General features: G+C 75.2%; 22 protein-coding genes. 11 read left to right on the forward strand and 11 right to left on the reverse strand.

From position 1 onward, the window contains the following. Window positions 1–233: 233 nt before the first annotated feature. Complete coding sequence (locus ABT093_RS25735) at window positions 234–1,694, forward strand: dihydrolipoyl dehydrogenase family protein (protein WP_350568531.1); 1,461 nt, start codon at window positions 234–236, stop codon at window positions 1,692–1,694. Between the two features lie 190 nt (window positions 1,695–1,884). After that, on the forward strand, window positions 1,885–3,009 hold the full coding sequence (locus tag ABT093_RS25740; RefSeq protein ID WP_350568532.1) for a WD40/YVTN/BNR-like repeat-containing protein: 1,125 nt from the start codon (window positions 1,885–1,887) through the stop codon (window positions 3,007–3,009). Between the two features lie 51 nt (window positions 3,010–3,060). Here ABT093_RS25740 and ABT093_RS25745 read toward each other — a convergent pair whose 3' ends face one another. Then, the gene (locus ABT093_RS25745; RefSeq protein ID WP_350568533.1) at window positions 3,061–3,513 is read right to left on the reverse strand and encodes a hypothetical protein; all 453 of its coding nucleotides are present in this window, start codon (window positions 3,511–3,513) and stop codon (window positions 3,061–3,063) included. 192 nt (window positions 3,514–3,705) lie between these two features. Here ABT093_RS25745 and ABT093_RS25750 point away from each other — a divergent pair, with 192 nt between their 5' ends. Further along, complete coding sequence (locus ABT093_RS25750) at window positions 3,706–4,485, forward strand: GNAT family N-acetyltransferase (RefSeq protein WP_350568535.1); 780 nt, start codon at window positions 3,706–3,708, stop codon at window positions 4,483–4,485. A gap of 31 nt (window positions 4,486–4,516) precedes the next feature. On the opposite strand, the gene ABT093_RS25755 is transcribed toward ABT093_RS25750, so the two are convergent. After that, complete coding sequence (locus tag ABT093_RS25755; RefSeq protein WP_350568537.1) at window positions 4,517–5,365, reverse strand: EamA family transporter; 849 nt, start codon at window positions 5,363–5,365, stop codon at window positions 4,517–4,519. An 81-nt stretch (window positions 5,366–5,446) separates the two neighbouring features. Here ABT093_RS25755 and ABT093_RS25760 point away from each other — a divergent pair, with 81 nt between their 5' ends. Beyond that, window positions 5,447–6,310 carry a MurR/RpiR family transcriptional regulator gene (locus tag ABT093_RS25760; RefSeq protein WP_350568538.1) on the forward strand — a complete coding sequence of 288 codons (864 nt, stop codon included), beginning with the start codon at window positions 5,447–5,449 and terminating at the stop codon, window positions 6,308–6,310. 139 nt (window positions 6,311–6,449) lie between these two features. Continuing rightward, window positions 6,450–7,484: a LacI family DNA-binding transcriptional regulator gene (locus ABT093_RS25765; protein WP_350568539.1), complete on the forward strand. Its 1,035-nt coding sequence runs from the start codon at window positions 6,450–6,452 to the stop codon at window positions 7,482–7,484. 47 nt (window positions 7,485–7,531) lie between these two features. Here the strand turns inward: ABT093_RS25765 and ABT093_RS25770 are convergent, their stop codons facing one another. From ABT093_RS25770 to ABT093_RS25790, 5 genes are all read right to left on the reverse strand, one after another. Continuing rightward, entirely contained in the window at window positions 7,532–8,824 is a 1,293-nt protein-coding gene (locus ABT093_RS25770; RefSeq protein ID WP_350568540.1) for an FAD-dependent oxidoreductase, read from the reverse strand. A gap of 120 nt (window positions 8,825–8,944) precedes the next feature. Next, window positions 8,945–9,988 (reverse strand): ABC-2 membrane transporter-related protein, encoded by a 1,044-nt coding sequence (locus tag ABT093_RS25775; protein ID WP_350568541.1) that lies wholly within the window; start codon window positions 9,986–9,988, stop codon window positions 8,945–8,947. Further along, window positions 9,985–10,920, reverse strand: a complete 936-nt coding sequence (locus tag ABT093_RS25780; protein WP_350568542.1) for an ABC transporter ATP-binding protein — start codon at window positions 10,918–10,920, stop codon at window positions 9,985–9,987. Before ABT093_RS25780 ends, ABT093_RS25775 begins: the two co-directional genes overlap by 4 nt. Before the next feature lie 18 nt (window positions 10,921–10,938). After that, window positions 10,939–11,385, reverse strand: a complete 447-nt coding sequence (locus ABT093_RS25785; protein WP_350568543.1) for a GntR family transcriptional regulator — start codon at window positions 11,383–11,385, stop codon at window positions 10,939–10,941. Between the two features lie 87 nt (window positions 11,386–11,472). After that, window positions 11,473–12,969, reverse strand: coding sequence for a DUF2079 domain-containing protein (locus ABT093_RS25790; RefSeq protein WP_350568544.1), 1,497 nt, complete (start codon window positions 12,967–12,969; stop codon window positions 11,473–11,475). 181 nt (window positions 12,970–13,150) lie between these two features. On the opposite strand from ABT093_RS25790, the gene ABT093_RS25795 reads away from it, so the two are divergent. Next, window positions 13,151–14,209: a fatty acid desaturase family protein gene (locus tag ABT093_RS25795; RefSeq protein WP_350568546.1), complete on the forward strand. Its 1,059-nt coding sequence runs from the start codon at window positions 13,151–13,153 to the stop codon at window positions 14,207–14,209. Between the two features lie 45 nt (window positions 14,210–14,254). Here ABT093_RS25795 and ABT093_RS25800 read toward each other — a convergent pair whose 3' ends face one another. Then, window positions 14,255–14,767, reverse strand: a complete 513-nt coding sequence (locus ABT093_RS25800) for a GNAT family N-acetyltransferase (RefSeq protein WP_350568547.1) — start codon at window positions 14,765–14,767, stop codon at window positions 14,255–14,257. Between the two features lie 88 nt (window positions 14,768–14,855). Between ABT093_RS25800 and ABT093_RS25805 the strand changes: the two genes are divergently transcribed. Continuing rightward, entirely contained in the window at window positions 14,856–15,980 is a 1,125-nt protein-coding gene (locus tag ABT093_RS25805) for a DUF4034 domain-containing protein (RefSeq protein WP_350568549.1), read from the forward strand. A gap of 67 nt (window positions 15,981–16,047) precedes the next feature. On the opposite strand, the gene ABT093_RS25810 is transcribed toward ABT093_RS25805, so the two are convergent. Further along, the gene (locus tag ABT093_RS25810) at window positions 16,048–16,374 is read right to left on the reverse strand and encodes a rhodanese-like domain-containing protein (RefSeq protein WP_350568551.1); all 327 of its coding nucleotides are present in this window, start codon (window positions 16,372–16,374) and stop codon (window positions 16,048–16,050) included. A gap of 86 nt (window positions 16,375–16,460) precedes the next feature. Between ABT093_RS25810 and ABT093_RS25815 the strand changes: the two genes are divergently transcribed. Then, entirely contained in the window at window positions 16,461–17,075 is a 615-nt protein-coding gene (locus ABT093_RS25815) for a TetR/AcrR family transcriptional regulator (protein ID WP_350568553.1), read from the forward strand. Between the two features lie 7 nt (window positions 17,076–17,082). Here ABT093_RS25815 and ABT093_RS25820 read toward each other — a convergent pair whose 3' ends face one another. After that, a complete protein-coding gene (locus tag ABT093_RS25820) occupies window positions 17,083–17,448 on the reverse strand; it encodes a nuclear transport factor 2 family protein (protein ID WP_350568554.1) in 366 nt (121 codons plus the stop codon). A gap of 192 nt (window positions 17,449–17,640) precedes the next feature. On the opposite strand from ABT093_RS25820, the gene ABT093_RS25825 reads away from it, so the two are divergent. Together ABT093_RS25825 and ABT093_RS25830 are read left to right on the forward strand one after the other, a co-directional pair. Further along, window positions 17,641–18,015, forward strand: a complete 375-nt coding sequence (locus ABT093_RS25825; protein ID WP_350568556.1) for a YciI family protein — start codon at window positions 17,641–17,643, stop codon at window positions 18,013–18,015. Between the two features lie 95 nt (window positions 18,016–18,110). Continuing rightward, window positions 18,111–19,385 (forward strand): RNA polymerase sigma factor, encoded by a 1,275-nt coding sequence (locus ABT093_RS25830; RefSeq protein ID WP_350568661.1) that lies wholly within the window; start codon window positions 18,111–18,113, stop codon window positions 19,383–19,385. Window positions 19,386–19,406: 21 nt separating this feature from the next. On the opposite strand, the gene ABT093_RS25835 is transcribed toward ABT093_RS25830, so the two are convergent. After that, window positions 19,407–19,922 (reverse strand): MarR family winged helix-turn-helix transcriptional regulator, encoded by a 516-nt coding sequence (locus ABT093_RS25835; protein WP_350568557.1) that lies wholly within the window; start codon window positions 19,920–19,922, stop codon window positions 19,407–19,409. 152 nt (window positions 19,923–20,074) lie between these two features. On the opposite strand from ABT093_RS25835, the gene ABT093_RS25840 reads away from it, so the two are divergent. Beyond that, entirely contained in the window at window positions 20,075–20,857 is a 783-nt protein-coding gene (locus ABT093_RS25840; RefSeq protein WP_350568559.1) for a dioxygenase family protein, read from the forward strand. Window positions 20,858–20,860: the final 3 nt, after the last annotated feature.

Below are 20,860 nucleotides of genomic sequence, written 5' to 3' on the forward strand. Positions count from 1 at the left end.
CCGGAGAGCTACGCGGCAGGCCTGCACCTCCGCGGATCGATCATGTGGCTGAAGTCTCTGACCCCAGCCACATGATCCGAACCTTGAACAGCTCCAGCGGGCACGGCGGCGGGGCACCCGGTACGGTGGCGCGGACCGGTGCCCCGCCCGCGTGTTCGGCTGCGCCGGGCGGCGCGGCGGCGCAGGATGGGCACGGCACCACGGCACACGCGCGAGAGCACGGAGGAAGACGGATGACCTCTCCCCAGTCCACCGCCCCCGAGGAGTACGACGTCATCGTGGTCGGCGCCGGGCCGACCGGCGAGAACGTCGCGGACCGGACGGCCGCCGCCGGGCTGCGCACCGTGATCGTGGAGAGCGAGCTGGTCGGCGGCGAGTGCTCGTACTGGGCCTGCATGCCGAGCAAGGCGCTGCTGCGCCCGGTGGCCGCGCTGGCCGACGCCCGCGCGGTGGCCGGCTCCCGGGAGGCGGTCGGCGGCAGGCTGGACCCGGCCGCGGTGCTCGCCCGGCGCGACTCGTTCACCTCCGACTGGCAGGACGACGGCCAGGTGCGGTGGCTCCGCGACACCGGCATCGACCTGGTCCGCGGCCACGGCCGGCTGGCCGGCGAGCGGCAGGTGACGGTGGAGGCGGAGGACGGCAGCGAGCGGCTGCTGGTGGCCCGGCACGCGGTGGCGATCTGCACCGGCAGCCGGCCGGTGCTGCCGCAGGGCGTCCCCGGGCTGGCCGACGCGCACCCGTGGACCAACCGGGAGGCGACCGGCGCGAAGAGCGTCCCCGGCCGGCTGGCGGTGGTCGGCGGCGGCGTGGTCGGCGTGGAGCTGGCCACCGCCTGGCGGGCGCTGGGCTCGGAGGTGGTGCTGCTGGTCCGCGGCGGCGCTCTGCTGCCGCGGATGGAGCCGTTCGCCGGTGAGCTGGTCGCGGACGGCCTGCGGGCGGCCGGGGTGGACGTCCGGTTCCGGACGGAGGTCGCCGCGCTGGAGCGGCGGACGGCGGACGGCGGTGCCTCCGAGGTCGCGCTGGTGCTGGGCGACGGCGGGCGGCTGACCGTGGACGAGGTGCTGTACGCGACCGGCCGGGCCCCGCGCACCGCGGACGTCGGCCTGGAGCAGGTCGGTCTGCACCCCGGCGGCTGGCTCGACGTGGACGACAGCTGCACGGTGCTCGGGGTCGACGGCGACTGGCTGTACGCGGCCGGGGACGTCAACCACCGGGCGCTGCTCACCCATCAGGGCAAGTACCAGGCGCGGATCACCGGCGCGGCCATCGTCGCGCGCGCCCAGGGGCGCCCGTTGGACACCGCGCGCTGGGGCGCGCACGCCGCGTCCGCCGACAGCGCGGGCGCGCCGCAGGTGGTCTTCACGCACCCGGAGGTCGCGGCCGTCGGCCTGACCCTGGACGCCGCCGAGCGGGCCGGGCTGCGGGTCAAGGCCATCGACCACGACCTCGGCGCGGTCGCCGGCGCCTCGCTCTACGGCGACGACTACACCGGCCGCGCCCGGGTGGTCTTCGACCTGGACCGGGAGGTGCTGGTCGGCGCGTCGTTCGTCGGGCCGGGCGTCTCCGAGCTGCTCCACTCGGCGACCGTCGCGGTGGTCGGCGAGGTGCCCATCGACCGGCTCTGGCACGCGGTGCCCGCCTACCCGACGATCAGCGAGGTCTGGCTGCGGCTGCTGGAGGGCTGCCGGGGCTGACCGCACCCGCGTCCGCCCGTGCCGCCCCCGCCGGTGAACGGTCCGGGCGGTCCGGGCGGCGCGGCCCGGCACGGAGCCGGCCCGGAGCCGGCCCGGCGCGGCGAGATGTGGCGGGCCTTCGACAGCGGGACACTGGCCCGGGGAGGGGTGTCCGGGCGGGGCCGTTTCACCGAGCGGGTGGTGTGTGGCGATGAGTGAAGTGCTGTTGGCCGTCGGAACCGAGAAGGGCCTCTTCCTCGGACGCAGCCGCGACCGGTTGAACTGGACGTTCGACGGGCCGCACTTCCGGATGAACGCGATCTACTCCGTGGCGATCGACCGCCGGGACCGCGGCGACGGCGGGCCCCGGCACGACGGCGGTGTCCGGCTGCTGGTGGGTGCCGACAGCAGCCACTGGGGTCCGTCCGTCTGGCGCTCGGACGACCTCGGCGCCAGCTGGTTCGAGCCGCCCGTCCCGGCGATCCGCTTCCCCGAGCACACCGGCGCCTCGCTCACCCGGGTCTGGCAGCTCCAGCCGGCCGGTCCCGAGGCGCCCGGCGTGGTCTACGCGGGCACCGAACCCGCCGCACTGTTCCGCTCCGTCGACGGCGGCGAGAGCTTCACGCTGATCGAGCCGCTCTGGAACCACCCGCAGCGCAGCGAGTGGGGCGCCGGCTACGGCGGCCAGGGGCTGCACACGATCCTCACCGACCCGCGCGACCCGGAGCGGCTGCTGATCGCCGTCTCCAGCGGCGGCGTCTACCGCAGCAAGGACGGCGGCGGCAGCTGGGCGCCGTCCAACTCCGGCCTGCGGGCCGAGTTCCTGCCGGAGGAGAGCCAGTACCCCGAGTTCGGCCAGTGCGTGCACAAGATCGCCCGGGACGCCGTGAACCCGGACCGGCTGTACCTGCAGAACCACGGTGGCGTCTACCGCAGCGACGACGGCGGCGAGAACTGGCGCTCGATCGCCGACGGGCTGCCCGCCGACTTCGGCTTCGCGATCGCCGCCCATCCGCGCCGCGCCGACACCGCGTACGTGTTCCCGCTCGGCGGCGCCGACGACCGGATCCCGCCCGGCCGGCGCTGCCGGGTCTTCCGGACCACGGACGCCGGGGACAGCTGGCAGGCGCTCGCCGACGGCCTGCCGGGCGAGGACCACTACGGCATCGTGCTGCGCGACGCGCTGCGCACCGACGACGTCGAACCGGCCGGCATCTACTTCGGCAACCGGACCGGCGACGTCTACGCCAGCCACGACGAGGGCGAGCACTGGTCGCTGCTGGTCTCCCACCTGCCGGACGTGCTGTGCGTCCGGGCGGCGGTGATCGCGGACTGACCCGCCGACCGGCACGCGGACCGGCACGCGGCCGGGACCGGGGCGGCGGGCTCAGGTGTCGTACGTGCCGTCCCACGGGGCGTGGAAGCCGAGGCGGTCGGGGTAGAGCTCGGCCCAGTCGTCCTCCGTCGCGCCCTCGTGGTGCCGTTCGAGGACCAGGCCGAAGAGCACGCCGTCGACGTGCACGGCGAAGGGCGCGATCGCGACGTCCCCGAACTCCCGCTCCGGCAGGGCGTCCAGCCACCGCTCCAGCAGCCGGCCGGCGCTCTTCGCGACCTCGGCGCCGAAGGCACCGGGCACCGCCTCGATCCGGGAGTCGAGGTGGCGCCCGCCCTCGTCGAAGCGGTGCAGGACCGCGAAGCAGGACGGCACCCGCGGGTCCGCCGCGCCCTCCGGGAGGGCGAAGGTGACGGAGGCCAGGAACTGGCCGCCCCGGAAGCGGCCGATGGTGTCGGTGCGGTAGTCGGGCTCGTAGGCGATCGGGACGACCTCGGGGACGCTCATGCCCGAACGGTAGACCCCGGCACCGACAGTCCCGGCCCGCCCCCGGCCGGCTCGACGGTGGGCGCGGAGCAGGACAGGGCGCGGCCCACTCGGCGGGGCCGATCGGTTGATCCGGAGGGGACCGTTCACCGAGCATGGCGGGAACGGGCGCGCCGAGGGGTGCGCCGAAGCGGCGAGGATCGGACGAACGGCGTGTCGCAGACGGAAGTTGACTGGCAGTACGGCTACGGACCCGACGGCGCCGCCCTCCTGCGGTACGGGCTCGGGGAGCGGGAGGGACGGCCCTGGGCGGACCAGCTGGAGGTGCTCGACCCGCGCGCCGACCTGGCCACCGCGGTCGCGTACGTGCGGACCGAGCTGGCGGGCTGGGTGGTCTCCGGCCCGGTCGAGCTCGGCGAGGAGCTGGTGCGGCAGGGCGCGACGGTGCTGCGCCACGGCCACACCATGCGGCGCGAGCTCGCCGACGCGCCGCCGCCTGCGGAGGGCTGGGAGGCCTGGGCGCGGACCCCGCTGCGGGACGGGTTCCGTGCCGTCGCGTGCGACCGCGGCGCCGCCGCGCTCGTCCCGGCCACGCTGGCCGCCTTCGGACCCGGTCACCCCGACCACCGCCCGGAGGAGGCGGGGGACGACCAGCCCGCGGTGCAGCGGCTCGCCGAACTGCTCGCCGGGGAGATCATAGGGCCGCTGCTGCCGTCCAGCGCCCTGGTCGTGGACGACACCGACCGGGTGGTGGCCGGAGCCGTCCTGACCGACTGGGACGGACTGCCCTGGATCGCGAGCGTGTTCCGCGACCCGGCGCTCGGCTACCCCGGCCTCGGCCGCGACCTGCTGCGCCGCGCCGTCGGGGAGGTCGCGCTCGCGGGCGGGAACGCGGTCGGGCTGGCGGTGACCGAGGGCAACCGGGCCCGGCGGCTGTACGAGGAGATGGGTTTCACGGCGACCGGCACGTCGCTGACGGTCGTCGTCCCCTGAGCACCGGGCACCGCCGTCCTGGAGCCGGCCCTCAGGGGTGGGCCAGCTCCAGGACGGCTATCCCGGCCAGCACGGCCGCGCTCGCCGCCATCCGCAGCCGCCCGAGGCGCTCGCGGAAGACCAGGGCCGCGATCAGCGCGGCGATCACGATGCTGGTCTCGCGCAGCGCGGCGATCGTCGCGAGGTTCCCCCGGGACTGCGCCCAGACCACCAGCCCGTAGGCGGTCAGCGACAGCACGCCGCCGAGCACCCCGAAGGGGACCGCAGGGCCGGCCCCGGTCAGCAGGCCGCGCCCCCGGCGCGCCCAGGCGATCAGCGCCAGCACCGGCCCCTGGAGCAGGAACAGCCAGGCGACGTAGCCGCCGACCGTGCCCGCGTGCCGCACGCCGCCGCCGTCCGCGACGGTGTACGCGGCGATCATGACCCCGGTGCCGGCCGCCGCCGCGAGCGCGGGCAGCTGGGCCCGGCCCGGTATCCCGTGGGCCAGGGCCAGCCCGGCCAGGCCGCAGGAGATGACGGCCACGCCGAGCAGTTCCCCGCCGCCGGGCCGGTCGCCGAGCAGGGTGACCGACAGCACCGCCACCAGCAGCGGCGCCGAACCGCGCGCGATCGGGTACATCTGCCCGAAGTCCCCCAGCTGGTAGGCGCGCAGCAGGAGCAGCTGGGAGGTCACCTGCAGCACCGCGGAGGTGATCAGGTACGGCCAGGCGGCGGCCGCCGGGAGGGGGTTGAGCACCACCAGGACCAGCGCGCAGGCGGTGTACGCGAGGTTGATCAGGGCGAAGCCGACCAGCTTGTCCCGGATCCGGTGTGCCAGCCCGTTCCAGACCGCGTGCAGCACGGCGGCGCTCAGGACGGCCACGGGGACGGCGGCGGACATGACGGGGCTCCCCTCCGACGGTCGGCCGAGGGGCCGGCGGACCACCGCCCTCGGAATCATGTTCCACGCTACACTGCCGTCATGGAAGAGCGTTCCGAATTTTCTCCGCTGGAGTCCCAGCTGGCCGCGCACGTCCGCGCCCACCTCGGCGACCTGCGCGGCAGCGAGGCCCGGGTCGCCCAGGTGGTCCTCACCCGGGGCGCCGATCTGGTCCGCCTCAGCGTGAGCGACGTCGCCGAGCTGGCCGGGACGGCGCCCTCCTCGGTGGTCCGCGCCTGCCAGCGGCTCGGCTTCCGGGGCTACCAGGAGCTGAAGATCGCCGCCGTCCGGCAGGCCCCGGCCCCCGCCGCCGACCCCGCCGACGCCCGGGACCCGGCCGCCCGGGCGCTCGCCGACACCGTCCGCGCCGCCCGCGAGGCGCTCGACGGGATCGCCACCACGCTGCCCGCCGACCGGCTGCGGGCGGCGGCCGGGGCTCTGGACGCCGCCGACCACGTGCTGGTCCTCGGCGAGGGCCTGTCCGGCGCGGTGGTCCTGGACGCCGCGTACCGGCTGCGCGCGCTGGGCCTGCGCACCGACGCCCCCGCCGACCCGATCACCGCCCAGCTGGCCGCCGCGCAGCTGCCGGCCGGTGCCGCCTGCCTGGCCGTCAGCCACACCGGCGCCACCCGCACCGTGGTCGACGCCGCCCGCCTCGCCCGCGACAACGGCGCCACCGTGGTCGCGCTCACCAGCTACGCCCGCTCGCCGCTCGCCGACACCGCCACCCACACCCTGGTCGCCGGCGGCCAGGACCTCGTCTTCGGCCTGGAGACCACCGCCAGCCGGATCGCCCACCTGACGGTGCTGGACGCGCTCGCCCTGACCCTGCTCGCCCTGCGCGGCGAACCGGCCGAGCGGGCCCTGCGGCTGTCCGCGGACGTGACGGCCGAGCACGCGTACTGACCACGGACCCTGACGGCCGAAAGCGCCCTTCCCTTCCACCGCGGCACGCCATCGCACCCCCGCCGCAGCGCCGCCGCCCGGCGGTCCAGCCGGTGAAACGGCCGCGAGGGCGGCCGGTGGCGTGTGTAGGCTCGCGGGCATGGCAAGGGTGACGCGGGACGACGTGGCGAGGGCGGCGGGGACGTCGACCGCGGTCGTGAGTTATGTGATCAACGACGGACCGCGACCGGTGGCGGCCGCGACCCGGGCACGGGTGCTCGCCGCCGTCGAGGAGCTGGGGTACCGGCCCAACCGGGTCGCGCAGGCGATGGCCCGGCGGCGCACCGACCTCATCGGCATGGTCGTGCCGGACGCCCGCCAGCCCTTCTTCGCCGAACTCGCGCACACCGTGGAACGCGCGGCCGCCGAGCGCGGGCGGCTGCTGCTGATCGGCAACTCCGACTACGCGGACGAGCGCGAGGCCCACTACATCCGCGCCTTCCTGGGCATGCAGGTGGACGGCCTGATCCTGGTGACCCAGGACCCGTCCGCCCCCGGTGTCACCGGCGTGGACGCCCCCGACGGGACGCCGGTCGTCCTGCTGCACCACCGCGCCGAGACCGAGCGCGGGATCGCGGTGGTCGCGGACGACGAGGGCGGCGCCCGCGAGGTGGTCCGCCACCTGCTCGGCCACGGCCACGCCGAGGTGCACTGCTTCGGCGGCACCTTCTCGCTCAGCCCGAGCGACCCGGTGACGGTCCGCACCGCCGGCTGGGCCGCCGCCCTCGCCGAGGCCGGCCTGCCCACCGAGGGCCGGCTGACCCCGGCGCCGTTCGACCGCGTGCGGGCGCACCGGGAGGCGCTCGCGCTGCTGGCGCGCGCCGACCGGCCGTCAGCCGTCTTCTGCGCGACCGACGACCAGGCGATCGGCCTGCTGCGGGCCGCCGACGACCTGGGCATCCGGGTGCCGGAGGACCTCGCGGTGGCCGGGTTCGACGACATCGCCGAGGCGGTGATCGCCGGACCGCCGCTGACCAGCGTGGCCACCGCCCAGGCGGACATGGCGCGCGCCGCCGTCGACCTGGTGCTCACCGCGGGCACGGGCGCGGACGGCGAGCCGGCCCCGGCCGCCGGCGCCCGGATGTTCCCGGCCCGGATGGTGGTCCGCCGCTCCTGCGGCTGCACCGGAGCCTGAAGCCGCCGACCGGAGCGGACCGCCCGGCGTGATCCGGAGGGGAGGACCTACGCGCCGTCCGCCGCTCCGGGCGGCGGGCCCGCCATGAGGTGCAGGTTCTCGTGCCCGTCGGGCGCCAGCACCCGGTCGTGGTTGAACGCGGAGATCCCGGCCCAGAACGCGCTCCGCTCGAACATCGCCTTCTCGTAGCCGGCGACGGCGGCGTCGAGGGCCTCCGCGTCCCGGGAGCCGTCGGCCCGGGCGAGCACCGGGGCGACGGCGAGGGCGAGTTCGGCGGCGTCCCACATCGCGAGGTTGACGCCCTGGCCCGCGAACGGGGACATCAGGTGCGCCGCGTCCCCGACCAGCGTGACGCCCGGGCGGCGCGGCCAGCTCAGGCCGACCGGCAGCTTCTCCAGCCGCTGGGTGCGCAGCGTGTCGTCGCAGGCGGCCAGGGCGGCGCGGAACTCCGGTGCCCAGTCGGCGAAGTGACGGGCCACGGTGGCCCGGGTGCGGTCCGGGTCCTGGGCGGAGAGACCGGCCTCGGTCAGCCAGTCCTCGGGGCACCGGAAGAAGGCGTAGATCCGGATCCGGCCGTCGCTGTTGCGCTGGAGGACCAGGCCCTTGTTGTCGTGGAAGGCGAACAGGCTGCCGTGGCCGACGGCGGCGGCCGGCCCGGGGGCGGTGCGGTCGGCGTCGGGGATGCCGAGTTCGACCAGGCTGACGCCGGTGTAGTGGGGTTCGGCGGCGGTGAGCAGCGGGCGCACCCGCGAGTGGGCGCCCTCGGCGCCGACGAGCAGGTCGCAGGTCTCCACCGCGCCGTCGGCGAAGTGCAGCCGGTGCCGGCCGGCGCCGAGCGGTTCGGCGCGCTCCAGGCGGTGGTCCCAGCGCACGGCGGCCGGGTCGAGCGAGTCGAGCAGGAGGTCGCGCAGGTCGCCCCGGTCGATCTCGGGGCTCCCGGGAAGGCCGTCGGCCCCGTCCGCGCCGCCCGTTCCGGGGGGAGGTCCGGCCTCGAAGGCGACGTGCGCGGTGCCGTGCTTGTCGACGACCCGGAAGGCCTCCCCCTCCGGCCGGGACTTCGCCCGGAACTCCTGGGTCAGCCGCGCCTCCTGGAGAGCGCGCTGACCGGTGTCCCCGTGCAGGTCCAGGGTGCCGCCCTGGCCCCGGACGTCCCGGGCGGGCTCGCGCTCGTACACGGTGGCGGCGATGCCGTGCACCCGCAGGATCCGGGCGAGGGTGAGACCGGCGGGGCCGGCGCCGATGACCGCGATCCGCGGGGTGTCCGGGGCGGCGTCCTGCGTGGGGTCCGTATGGTCCGTATGGTCCGTGGGGTCCGTGGGGTCCGTCGTCGCTTCGGTCATGCTGCGCCGTGCTCCTTCCGGGACGGGGGAGACGCGTCGGGCCGTGACGCCGTCCCAGTCTGGTCGGCCGGACCCACCGGCAGTAGACCGGAACCGGACGGCGCGCGGCGGACCGTCCGGTCAGATCCCGGCCCGGGTGAGCCGGCGGAACACGACGACCACGACGACGGCGGTGAGCGCCAGCAGCAGCCCGGCCTCGACGAGTTGGATCGGAACGAGGTGCGAGACCGGGTGGTACTGCCCCCAGGAGGTGGGCGCCGCCGAACAGACCTCGGACGACGCCATGCATGCGTCGGACGTCATCCTGGTGCCGTCCGCGAGCACCACCCCGTGCTCCACCAGCCAGGCGTTGGTGGGCTGACGGAAGCCGCCCAGGGTGTCGTTGTACGGCTGCTCCCGCTCGACGACCGGCCAGAGGTGGGGCCGCAGCATGATCATCGCGGTGTGGGCGAGCGCCACCGCCGCGCCGCTCACCAGCACGGCGGCGACGGTGCGCCGCAGCAGCTGTCCGACCAGCACGCCCAGCGCCAGGCCGAACAGCGACCAGGCGACGGGGGCCACGCCGAGCACGGGGTAGGTGAACCCCTGGAACGGCGGGTCGAAGGCCCCGAAGGCCCCCCGGCTGTGCACGATGTCCGACCACCACACCCAACTGGTCAGCGCGGCCACCACGGTGGACAGCAGCAGCACGGCGGCGGCCGGGACGGCGAGCCGGGCCGCCAGCCAGCGGCCCGGGCCCACGGACTGCGCCAGCACCATCCGCAGGGTGCCGCGCTCGTACTCCTGGGCGAGCAGCGGCCCGCCGAGGAACGTGCCGAGCAGGATCGGGACGGCCGTGATGGCCGGTTGCAGGATGTCCGTGAACATCCGGAGCAGCATCTCCAGCCGGCCGTACTGCACCCGGCACTCCAGGGTCCATTCCCCCGAGGGTTCGCAGCCGGTCCGTGCCATCAGCTCGGCCCGGTCCTGGATGAGGAAGTGCAGCGCGACCAGGATCAGCGCGGTGAGGACCGCCGGAATGGCCATCGTCCGTACCGCCACCCGGCTCTGCTGCCACGACAGCCAGAACACGCCGCGCGGACCTCGGGAGCGGCGGGCCGCCGCGGGTCGTCCGGCCGTACGGCCCGCGGGGGCGGGCGGGCCGGTCAGGGTGCTGGTGCTCATGCGGCGGCCTCGCGATCGGGGGCGGTGGCGGGGATCCGGGGCGGGGTGCGGAGGTAGGCCAGCAGCAGTTCCTCCAGGCTCGGCCGGCTCGACTCCCACGGCCCGTCGACCGGCTCGCCGGTGTGCAGCAGCGCGGTGACCTGGCGGCCCCGGACCCGCCGCTCCACCGCCATGCCGGCGGGCAGTTCGGCGCCACCGGCACCGTCGGCGACACCGGTGAGCAGCTGGTGGCCGTCGAGGATCTCCTCGAGGTCCCCGGCCAGCCGGATCCGGCCCGCCTGGACCAGCAGCAAGTGGTCGATGACGCCGTCGAGTTCGGGCAGGATGTGCGAGGAGACCAGGATCGTGGTGCCGCGTTCGGCGGCCTCGGCCATCAGCAGGCCCATCAGCTCGTGGCGGGCCAGCGGGTCGAGGTCGGCCATCGGCTCGTCGAGCAGCAGCAGTTCGGCGCGCTTGCCGAGGGCGAGGGCGAGCGCGACCCGGGTCCGCTGGCCGCCGGAGAGCGCGCCGATCCGCGAGCGGGGATGCAGCTCCCCCAGGTCGACGACGCGCCGGGCCGCCTCCTCGTCCCAGCCGGGATTGAGCTCGCGCCCCATGCGCAGCGTCTCCGCCACCGTGAAGGAGGGGTAGAGCGGCTTCTCCTGGGTGACGCAGGCGACCCGGGCGCGGGACTCCGGGGTGCTCGACGTCCCTCCGAACACCCGCAGTTCGCCCTCGGTCGGCCGGATCAGGCGGGCGACCAGGGTCAGCAGGGTGCTCTTGCCCGCCCCGTTGGCACCGACCACGCCGCAGATCCGGCCGGCCGGGACGGTGAAGTGGCAGTCGCGCAGGGCCCATTGGTCGCCCCGGTAGCGCTTGCCCAGTCCCACGGCCTCGACGGCCGGCCGCCCCTCCCCCGGTGTCCCGTCCGGTACGGATGTCGCGTCCGTCATGCGGTCCCCCCGCCCTCCCTAGTTCGGTCCGGCCGGATCCACCGGGCCGGTTGACGTGTGCGCCGCCGGGGCGACGGTGACGCCGGTCTCGAAGCGCTGCTCCAGCACCGAGGCCATCAGCGCGGCGATGTCCTCCCGGTCGAGTCCGGCGGCGCGGGCCTCGTCGACCCACCCCACCAGTCCCGCCCGCAGCGGGCCGTCGGCGGCCGCCCCGGGCCGGGCGAGCGAGCGGCGGACGAACGTGCCGAGCCCCGGGCGGGGCTCGACCAGCCCCTCGCGCTCCAGTTCGCGGTAGGCCTTCAGCACGGTGTTCGGGTTGATCGCGGTCTGCTCGACCACCTCCCGCGCGGTCGGCAGCTTGTCCCCGGGCCGGAGCACACCGAGCCGCAGCGCCTGCTTGGTCTGCTGCACGATCTGCTGGTAGGTGGAGACGCCGCTGCGCCGCTCGATGCGGTACTCGATCACACCCGGCTCACCCTTTCACTAGTTCATTAGTGGAATCGTGGCGGACCACGGCATGCCGGTCAAGTCGGACCAGGGGGGTCGGGCGGGTCAGGGGCGCCGCAGGAGGCGCAGGTCCCCGTCGTCCACGACCCGCCGGTAGCCGAGCCCCTCGTAGCGGCCGAGCATCCGGAGGGTGTCGGCGATCGCGCAGGGCGCGTGCACGCTCGGATCGGCGAGGTCGACCACCACCCACTGCGGCCCGTCCTGCAGCGCGTCGGCCAGTGGCGGCGCCGGCTCGCGGCAGACCAGGCCGACCGTGGTGCGCCCGGCCAGTTGGGCGGCGAGGCGGTTGGACGCGGCGACGGTGGCGCCGTCGGGTATCCGGGCCAGCATCTCCCTGCTCCGGGCGAGGCGGGGCGAGGTGTCCCAGGCGCCGGGGGCGGCGAGTTCGCGCAGCGGGTAGAGCGGCAACGTGACCGCGCCGACCAGGCCGGCGACCGCCAGCGCACGGCGGGTCCGGCGGGCGGCGCGGCCGTCCGCACCGGTCGGCCCGTCCAGGGAGTCCACCCCCGCGCCCGGGTCGGCGGCCGGTCCGGAGAACGCGCCCGAGCGGCGCACGGTGTCCACCAGGGCCGCCAGCAGCAGGGGCATCAGCACCGCGCTGTAGTGGTACCCCACGCCCCAGTAGTGCGGGTTGTCGGCGAGCAACCGCCAGGCCAGGGTGGGCACGCAGAGCAGCGCCAGCGGCGAGCGCAGCCCCAGGAACCCGGCGGTCGCGGCGGCCAGGGCGAGCAGCAGCCACTTCAGCGGCGGCCAGAACAGCCGGGCCGCCGCCTCCCACGGCGCGCCGACGGCGTCCCCGGCGCCCATCTGCCCCCAGTAGTCGAAGTCGCCCCGCGGGTTGAACGAGGGCAGCACCACCAGCATGGTCAGGGCCGTCGCGGCGAGGCCGAACAGCGCGGTGCCGAAGCCCAGCGCCCGGATCCCGCTGCCGCGCGGGGCGCGCACGCACACCAGGGCGCCGACCACGGCCACCGTCAGCCCGAGGTCCTCCTTCACCAGCACCAGCGGCAGCGCCCAGAGCACCGCCGCGACCGGCCGCCCCCGCCCCAGCGCGGTGGCCGCGAACGCCAGCAGCGGCACGGCGAACGCGATCTCGTGGACGTCGTCGGCCACCGCCTCGACGATCCCCCAGGACGCCCCGGTCAGGCAGCCGACGAGGGCGGCCAACCGCCAACCGCCGATGTCGTGGGCCCAGCGGCTGAGCGGCACCACGGTCAGCGCCATCAGCACGGCCTGCGCGAGGAGCAGCGTCACGGCGCCCGGGAACACCCGGTACAGCGGGGCCAGGGTGGCGAGCAGCGGGTGGAAGTGGTCCCCGAGCAGGTGGTAGCCGGGGCCCTTGAGCAGCACCTCCGGCGCCCGCCCCTGCGCGTAGGCGCGCACCGCCTGCTCGAAGATGCCCAGGTCGTAGGCCTGGGTCAGCATGCGCCGGTGCCGGTTGACGGCGACACAGGAGTAGAGCACGGCGAACAGCCCGGCCAGCCCCCAGGACAGGACCCGGGGGCGCCGGAGGGAGCGGAGCACCGCGCGGAGCACCCACATGACCAAACCACCCTTCCACTATTGAATTAGTGAAAGGGTGGTGGAACCCTGGAGCTGCCGTCAACCCCGTCCACACCGCCGACGGGGGGCTTCCCCGCCCCGCGAAGGGGGGTTAACTCCCCCACCGGAAAGGGGGTTTCTCCCGTTCTCCGATCCCGCCGCGATCAGCAGACTTCCTGTCATGAGCCCAGAGCCCACCACCCTCCCGCCCCCGGTCGCGGCCGCACCTGCGCGCCGTGCCCCGGACGGCAGCGACTTCGCCCAGCTCACCCGCCGGATAGTCGAGGAGGGGCTGCTCGCCCGCCGTCCCGGCTACTACGCGGCCCGCTTCGGCGTCACGCTGGCCGCGTTCGCGGGCGGCTGGTACGCCCTGTTCGCGCTGGGCGACACCTGGCTGCAGCTCGCCCTGGCCGCCGCGATGGCCGTCGTCTTCGCCCATCTCGGGCTCCTGGCACACGATCTGGCGCACCGTCAGGTGTTCGCCGGACGGCGCGCCGGCGAGATCGGCGGGCGGATCGTCGCCAACCTGCTGATGGGCATGAGCTACGGCTGGTGGATGAACAAGCACACCCGCCACCACGCCAACCCCAACCACGAGGGCCGGGACCCGGACGTCGCCCCGGACATCGTGGTGTGGTCGCAGGACCAGGCCCGGCGGGCGCGCGGGATCCCCCGGTTCATCGGCCGGCGGCTGGCGTTCCTGTTCCTGCCGCTGCTCCTCCTGGAGGGCCTCAACCTCAGCTACAACAGCTTCCGGGCACTGCGCGGCCCGTACCTGAAGCGCCCCCGGCTGGAGGGCACCCTGCTCGTGCTCCACTTCGCGGCCTACTTCGGGGCGGTGTTCACCGCGCTCCCGGCCGGCCGGGCGGTCGCCTTCCTCGCCGTCCACCAGGCCCTGCTCGGCGTCTACCTGGGCTGCGTCTTCGCGCCCAACCACAAGGGCATGCCGATGGTGACGCCGGAGATGCGGCTGGACTTCCTGCGCCGCCAGGTGCTGACCTCGCGCAACGTCCGCGGCAACCCCGTCCTGGACACGCTGATGGGCGGCCTCAACTACCAGGTGGAGCACCACCTCTTCCCGAGCATGCCGACGCCGGCACTCCCCCGGGCCGCCCGGATCACCCGGCGCTTCTGCGCGGAGAAGGGCATCCCGTACCACGAGACCGGCCTGCTCCGCTCCTACCGCGAGATCCTCGCCCACCTCCACCGCACCGGCGAGCCGCTGCGCGCGGACCACTGACCGCCGACACCGACCGCCGGCCGGGGAAGCGAACGCCCGGGCCCGCTAGCGGAGTTCGGTGGCGAGCAGGTCCATCAGGAGGTTGTCGTGCCACGTCCCGTCGGGGCCGCGCTCGTACTGGCGCATCACCCCCACCGGGCGGAAGCCGACCTTCTCGTAGCAGCGGATCGCCGCCGCGTTGTCGACCGCCGGGTCGATGATCAGCCGGTGGTGGCGGTGGTGGCCGACGAGGTGGCGGGCCAGGGTGCGGACGGTGTCGGTGCCGAGGCCGCGGCCGTGCACGGCCGGGTCGAGGTAGAGGTCCATGCCGGCGTGGCGGTACTCGTCGTCGTCGTTGGCGTACCACTGGACGGCGCCGACGACCCGGCCCTCGGCCTCGATCACGAAGCTCTCGGTGTCCGGCTCGGCGAGGTCGGTGGTGACGGCGTCGGTGAGGTCGTCACCACCGCGCCAGCGGGCGTAGACCTCGGGAGTGCGGCGGATCGCGACCAGGGCCCGGATGTCGCCGGCGGCGGCCGGGCGGAGCGTGACGTGCGCGCCGTGCAGGATCGTCCCCATACCAGCGGATGCTGCCACGGACCGCCGCGTTCGGCGAACCGTTTTCGGCTTTGCGCGCGCCGCCTCCCAGCGGGGATGATTCGCCGTCGTGATACGTCTGTCGATCTTCGTTCTCGCCGTGGTGGTCTACATCGTCTACCGGATCGTCCGCCGGCGGCGCCATCTTCGGTGGGCCCGCGACGGCTTCGACCCGGCCGCGTACGGCATGCCCCCGCGCGAGCGCCTCGACCCGGCCCGCCCCGGTCCGCCGACCCCGCTGGAGCAGCGGCAGCGCTCGCAGGCGGTCGCCGACGCCGCCTGGGCCGGGGACTGGCGCCCGGCGGCCGCGTACGTCGCCGAGCCCGGGGACCACTGGGACGAGCGGTGGTCGCGACTGGAGCTGCTCGGCGCGATCGCCGAGGAGGGCGACGGCTGGCTGAGCGCCTGGTGCTCCGCCGAGCCGGGCAACTGCGACGCCGCCACCCTGGAGGCGAAGCTGATGGTGCGCCGGGCCTGGGAGGTGCGCGGCTCCGGCTACCGGCACGAGGTCGGCGACGACGCGATCAACGCGTTCCGCGAGCTGCTGCCGGCCGCCGTCGAGGCGGCCCGCCGGGCGGCCCTGCTGGACCCGGCGAACCCGGGCCCGTGGGTGGTGATCGTGACGGCGGCGCGCGGCGCGCAGTTCACGCCGGAGCAGTTCCAGGAGGCCTGGGACGAGCTGGTCAAGCGCGCCTGGTACCACTACGAGGGCCACTGGCAGGGCATGCAGTACTGGTGCGAGAAGTGGTTCGGCTCGAACAAGCAGATGATGGCCTTCGCCGAGCGCGCCATGGACGCGGCCCCGCCCGGGAGCCCGCTCGGCGGGCTCTACCTGCACGCGCTCGCGGAGCTGGAGAGCCGCAGGAGCATCGCGTCGACACTGGCGGCCGACAGGACGAAGTGGCGGATCGAGAACCTCGCCGCCCAGCTGCGGCAGGTCCGGCCGGACGACGAGCACCTGCCCCGGCTGCGGCACCTGCTGGCGCACTTCGCCGGCGAGGTGGAGGCGTACGACGTCGCGCTGGAGCAGTTCCGGGCGATCGGGCCGTGGTGCGGGGCGTACCCGTGGACCGAGCAGGAGGACCCGGCGGCGGCGTTCGACCTGGCCCGCGCGCTGGCGGTGAAGCGGGCCAAGGCCGAGCCGCCGGCGGACGAGCTGCGGCCGCGGAAGAACGCGGGGGCGCAGCAGCGCTGACCGCCGTACCGCACGGGAGGGGCGTTCCCCGCGCACCGCCCCTCCCCCGCGGATCCTCCGGCCGGGATCAGACGGTCTCGACCGGGAGGCCGGACTCGGCCCAGTCCTGGATGCCCTCGCGGTACTTGCGGACGTTGGTGTAGCCCAGGGAGGTCAGCCGGTCGGCGACCTGGCCGCTGTTGGGGCAGGCCTCGTTGGAGCAGTAGGTGACGATGGCGGCGGCGCGGTCCGGGAGCAGCTCGGGGGCGAGCCGGTCGACGTCGGCGCGGACCAGCTCGATCGCGCCGGGCAGGTGCTGCTGGGCGTAGTAGTCGCCGCCGAGGGTGTCGACGACGGTGACGGAACCGGTCTCGATGGCGCGGGCCAGCTCGTCCCGGGTGATGAGTGCGGTCATGCTGCGGCCTCCTGGGGCAACGCGGCGATTCGGACTATAGTCCGCTTATGACTCAGGACAATACCGGACCGCAGTCCGCTTACGCAATGCCCACGGATGCCGTGCCGCTGGAACTGCTGCGCACCCCGCCGCCCGTGGAGCGCGCGGACGCCGCCCGCAACCGGGCCGCCGTGCTGGAGGCGGCGGCGCGGCTGTTCGCCGAGCACGGGGTGGAGTCGGTCTCGATGGACCAGGTGGCCGCCGCGGCCGGCGTCGGCAAGGGCACGCTGTTCCGCCGCTTCGGCGACAAGGCCGGGCTCGGCGCGGCCCTGCTGGACGCGCGCGAACGCGCGCTCCAGGACGCGGTGCTGCGCGGGCCGGCGCCGCTGGGCCCGGGCGAGGAGGGCGCCGGGGCGCCGGCCGGCGAGCGGCTGGCGGCGTTCGTCACCGCCTACCTGGACTACCTGCTGGACCACCTCGACCTGGTCCGGATGTCCGAGACGGCCGGCCGGGGGTCGCGCTACCGCATCGGCGCGTACCGGTTCTGGCACCGGCACGTCGCGCTGCTGCTCGGCGCGGGCGGGCACAGCGCGGACCCGGAGCACGACGCGCACGCCCTGCTGGCGCCGCTGGCGGCCGAGCACGTGGCCGCGCTGCTGCCGGAGCTGGGCGAGGAGCGGATCCGGGCGGGAGCCCTGCGGCTCGCCGCCCGGCTGGGGTGAGCCCGGCTCAGCTCTCGGGCCCGTACGCGCCGAAGCCGCGGCAGACCAGGCCGTCCCGGAAGGTCAGCGCCTCCGCGACGGCCACCCCGCGCTCGTTGCGGTAGTCGATCACGATCGTGTCGACCGCCACCCGCACCGAGTCCAGGGTGAAGTGCAGGCCGGGCAGCAGCGCCAGCGCCTTGCCCCAGTACGCCCGCAGCGCGTCCTTGCCGCGCACCTCCCCCGACGGCTCCCCGAGGACGCTGACGGCCCGGGGCGAGACGAACACGACGTCGTCCGTGTAGTGCGCGAGAACACCCTCCAGGTCGCGGGAGTTCCAGGTCGCCACCCACTCCTCGGCGAACCGCTGCGCGAAAGCATGATCGATGGTCATACCGCCATCCTGCCCGCCACGGGGCGCGCCGGGGAGGGGAACGGACACCGCCGGGGTCGCGGGCCCCGGTGGCCGGGCCGGGAATCCCCCGCGAGAATGTCCGGGCCGGCTGTCGAAACGGCCTCCGCCCGTTCGACGCAGGGGTGAGCGGCGGGGAGAGGCCCCGCCCGCACCGACGAGGAGTGAGCCATCATGCCGCGCTTCATGACGCTGATCCGCATCGACGAGCAGCAGGCCTCCGAGTTCCAGCCCGACCCCGGCTTCGAGGAGCGGATGGGAGCCCTGTTCGCGGAGATCACCAAGGCCGGGGTGATGCTGGACACCGCCGGGCTGCTGCCCACCGAGGAGGGCACCCGGCTGCTCTGGGAGGGCGGGAAGGTGAGCTGCACCGACGGCCCGTTCACCGAGACCAAGGAGGTCGTGGGCGGCTACGCCCTCCTGCAGTGCAAGGACAAGGAGGAGGCCGTCGAGTGGACCAGGCGCTTCCTGGAGACGCACCCGGCGCACTGGACGGTCGGCGCCGAGCTGCGGCAGATCGACGAGAGCACCACGCCGCCGGAGGCGTGAGCGGCGGGGCGGCGGTTTGCCCCGGTGGGTGGCGGCTGCTCTGATGGGTGATCGTGACGGAGCGCAGCGCGGGGGCGGCGGAGACGGCCGGCAGGGTGGAGACGGCCAGGACGGTCGAGACCGTCTTCCGGATCGAGTCCGCCCGGATCATCGCGGGCGTCGCCCGCATCGTGCGTGACGTCGGCATCGCCGAGGAGCTGGCGCAGGACGCGCTGGTCGCCGCCCTGGAGCGGTGGCCCGAGTCGGGCGTCCCGGACCGTCCGGGCGCCTGGCTCATGGCCACCGCCAAGCACCGCGCGATCGACCTGGTCCGCCGCCGCGAGACGTACGCCCGCAAGCTCGCCGAGGTCGGGCGGACGCTGGAGGACGTCCCGCCGCCGGAGCCCTCCGGGCCGGACGACATCGACGACGACCTGCTGCGGCTGATCTTCACCGTCTGCCACCCGGTGCTGTCGGCGCGGGCCAGGATCGCGCTCACGCTGCGGCTGCTCGGCGGGCTGACCACGGCGGAGATCGCCCGGGCCACCCTCTCCACCGAGCCGGCGGTGGCCCAGCGGATCGTGCGCGCCAAGCGGACGCTGGCGCGGGCCGGGATACCGTTCGAGGTCCCGTACGGGCGGGAGCGGGCGGAGCGGCTCTCCTCCGTGCTGGAGGTCATCTACCTGATCTTCAACGAGGGGTACGCGGCGACCGCCGGCGACGACCTGCTGCGGCCCGCGCTCTGCGAGGACGCGCTGCGCCTGGCCCGGGTGCTGGCCGCGCTGATGCCCGAAGAACCGGAGGCGCACGGGCTGGCGGCGCTGCTGGAGTTCCAGGCCTCCCGGACGGCCGCGCGCACCGGGCCGGGCGGCGAGCCGGTCCTGCTCGCCGAGCAGAACCGCGCCCACTGGGACCGGCTGCTGATCCGGCGCGGGTTCGCCGCCCTGCCGCGGGCGGGTGCCGGGCCGTACGCCGTCCAGGCCGCGATCGCCGCCTGCCACGCGCGGGCCGCGCGTTACGAGGACACCGACTGGGCCACCATCGCGGCGCTCTACGGCCGGCTGATGGCGCTGACGCCCTCCCCCGTGGTGGAGCTGAACCGGGCCGTGGCGCTGTCGATGGCGGAGGGGCCGGAGGTGGCGCTGGAGGTGGTGGACGCGCTGGCGGCCGAGCCGGCGCTGCGCGGGTACCACCTGCTGCCCGGCGTCCGGGGCGACCTGCTGGCGCGGCTGGGGCGGGGCGCCGAGGCGCGGGCGGAGTTCGAGCGGGCGGCGGGGCTCACCCGCAACGTCCGGGAGCGGGAGCTGCTGCTCGCCAAGGCGGCGGAGGCGGCCGAGGCGGCAGCAGCCCGGGCGGACGAGGGTCGAGGGGTGGAGGGTCGAGGGGTGTGAGGGTCGTCGGGGGTCGGGGACTCAGAGCGCGTCGTCGAGGCGCAGCCGGGCGCTGACCTGGCCGAGGCCGTCGGCGAGCACGGCCAGCTGCTCCCGGGTGAGCACGTCGATGAGCAGCTCGCGGACCAGCGCGACGTGGCCGGGGGCCGCCTCGCGCAGCATCTCGTCGCCCTGCTCGGTGAGCTCGGCGAAGACGCCGCGCACGTCGCTGGGGCAGGAGCGGCGGCCGACCAGGCCCATCTTCTCCAGCTGGGTGACCTGGTAGGTCAGCCCGCTCTTGGAGGTGACCAGTCTGTCCGCCAGCTCGGTCATGCGCAGCGAGCCGGCCGGGGCGGCGGAGAGGTGGACGAGGATCTCGTACTGGGTGTGGGAGAGGCCCGATTCCTCCTTGAGCTGGCGTTCCAGGCGGCGGTTGAGGAGGTTGCTCGCGGTGACGAAACTCCGCCAGGCGGCCATCTCCTCCTCGTCGAGCCAGCGGGGCTCGCGCGAGGAGGCGGCGGAGGGGGGCGCCGAGGGTGCGGACGAGGTGGAGGGCATGGGGTGATCGTACTCCTATTGTTCAAATTCGAACGAAGGTGTACGGTCTAAGTGTCGGTGTTCAAATTTGAACTACCGGCCCGTAGGCCCGCCGCCGCCACAAGCCGGGGCCCAGGACAGGCCGAACCGAGGGCCAGAGGAGAAGAGCCGCCATGAGCACCACCGCACCCGAGCGCATGCCCGCCCTCTACCTGTCGCACGGCGCGCCGCCGCTCGCCGACGACCCCGTCTGGCCCGGTGAGCTGGCCGCCTGGTCCGCCGACCTGCCCCGCCCCAAGGCCATCCTGATGGTCTCCGCGCACTGGGAGGAGGCCCCGCTCGCGCTCGGCGCCGTCACCACCGTGCCGCTGGTCTACGACTTCTGGGGCTTCCCCGAGCACTACTACGGCGTCCAGTACGCCGCCCCCGGCGCACCGCAGCTCGCCGAGCGCGTGCGCAAGCTGCTGCGCGCCCCCGGCACGCCCGTCCAGGACATCCCCGACCGCGGCCTCGACCACGGCGCGTACGTCCCGCTGGTGGAGATGTTCCCGGAGGCGGACATCCCGGTCCTCCAGGTCTCCATGCCGACCCTGGACCCGCAGCGGCTGCTGGAGATCGGCCGCCGGCTCGCCCCGCTGCGCGACGAGGGCGTGCTGATCGTCGGCAGCGGCTTCTTCACCCACAACCTGCGGGCACTCAGCCGCGACGGCCGGGTCACCTCGGTGATGGCCGAGTTCGACGACTGGGGCCGGCGCGCCCTGGCGGCCCAGGACCTCGACGCGCTGCTCGACTTCGAGCGGAAGGCCCCGGCCGGCCGGCTCGCCCACCCGCGCACCGAGCACTTCGCTCCGCTGTTCGTCACGCTCGGCGCGGCGGAGGGCGAGCTGGGCAGCCAGCGCACGGTGATCGACGGGTTCTGGATGGGCCTCGCGAAGCGCTCGATCCAGGTCGGCTGACGG

Source organism: Kitasatospora sp. NPDC002551, from assembly GCF_040296005.1.
In the GTDB taxonomy this organism is placed as follows: Bacteria; Actinomycetota; Actinomycetes; order Streptomycetales; family Streptomycetaceae; genus Kitasatospora.

What these genes read in the sequence shown, in the direction of transcription:
- ABT093_RS25735 (WP_350568531.1), top strand. Translation starts at nt 234, where the DNA reads ATGACCTCTCCCCAGTCCACCGCCCCCGAGGAGTACGACGTCATCGTG.
- ABT093_RS25740 (WP_350568532.1), top strand. Translation starts at nt 1,885, where the DNA reads ATGAGTGAAGTGCTGTTGGCCGTCGGAACCGAGAAGGGCCTCTTCCTC.
- ABT093_RS25745 (WP_350568533.1), bottom strand. Translation starts at nt 3,513, where the DNA reads ATGAGCGTCCCCGAGGTCGTCCCGATCGCCTACGAGCCCGACTACCGC.
- ABT093_RS25755 (WP_350568537.1), bottom strand. Translation starts at nt 5,365, where the DNA reads ATGTCCGCCGCCGTCCCCGTGGCCGTCCTGAGCGCCGCCGTGCTGCAC.
- ABT093_RS25760 (WP_350568538.1), top strand. Translation starts at nt 5,447, where the DNA reads ATGGAAGAGCGTTCCGAATTTTCTCCGCTGGAGTCCCAGCTGGCCGCG.
- ABT093_RS25765 (WP_350568539.1), top strand. Translation starts at nt 6,450, where the DNA reads ATGGCAAGGGTGACGCGGGACGACGTGGCGAGGGCGGCGGGGACGTCG.
- ABT093_RS25770 (WP_350568540.1), bottom strand. Translation starts at nt 8,824, where the DNA reads ATGACCGAAGCGACGACGGACCCCACGGACCCCACGGACCATACGGAC.
- ABT093_RS25775 (WP_350568541.1), bottom strand. Translation starts at nt 9,988, where the DNA reads ATGAGCACCAGCACCCTGACCGGCCCGCCCGCCCCCGCGGGCCGTACG.
- ABT093_RS25780 (WP_350568542.1), bottom strand. Translation starts at nt 10,920, where the DNA reads ATGACGGACGCGACATCCGTACCGGACGGGACACCGGGGGAGGGGCGG.
- ABT093_RS25790 (WP_350568544.1), bottom strand. Translation starts at nt 12,969, where the DNA reads ATGTGGGTGCTCCGCGCGGTGCTCCGCTCCCTCCGGCGCCCCCGGGTC.
- ABT093_RS25795 (WP_350568546.1), top strand. Translation starts at nt 13,151, where the DNA reads ATGAGCCCAGAGCCCACCACCCTCCCGCCCCCGGTCGCGGCCGCACCT.
- ABT093_RS25800 (WP_350568547.1), bottom strand. Translation starts at nt 14,767, where the DNA reads ATGGGGACGATCCTGCACGGCGCGCACGTCACGCTCCGCCCGGCCGCC.
- ABT093_RS25810 (WP_350568551.1), bottom strand. Translation starts at nt 16,374, where the DNA reads ATGACCGCACTCATCACCCGGGACGAGCTGGCCCGCGCCATCGAGACC.
- ABT093_RS25815 (WP_350568553.1), top strand. Translation starts at nt 16,461, where the DNA reads ATGCCCACGGATGCCGTGCCGCTGGAACTGCTGCGCACCCCGCCGCCC.
- ABT093_RS25820 (WP_350568554.1), bottom strand. Translation starts at nt 17,448, where the DNA reads ATGACCATCGATCATGCTTTCGCGCAGCGGTTCGCCGAGGAGTGGGTG.
- ABT093_RS25825 (WP_350568556.1), top strand. Translation starts at nt 17,641, where the DNA reads ATGCCGCGCTTCATGACGCTGATCCGCATCGACGAGCAGCAGGCCTCC.
- ABT093_RS25835 (WP_350568557.1), bottom strand. Translation starts at nt 19,922, where the DNA reads ATGCCCTCCACCTCGTCCGCACCCTCGGCGCCCCCCTCCGCCGCCTCC.
- ABT093_RS25840 (WP_350568559.1), top strand. Translation starts at nt 20,075, where the DNA reads ATGAGCACCACCGCACCCGAGCGCATGCCCGCCCTCTACCTGTCGCAC.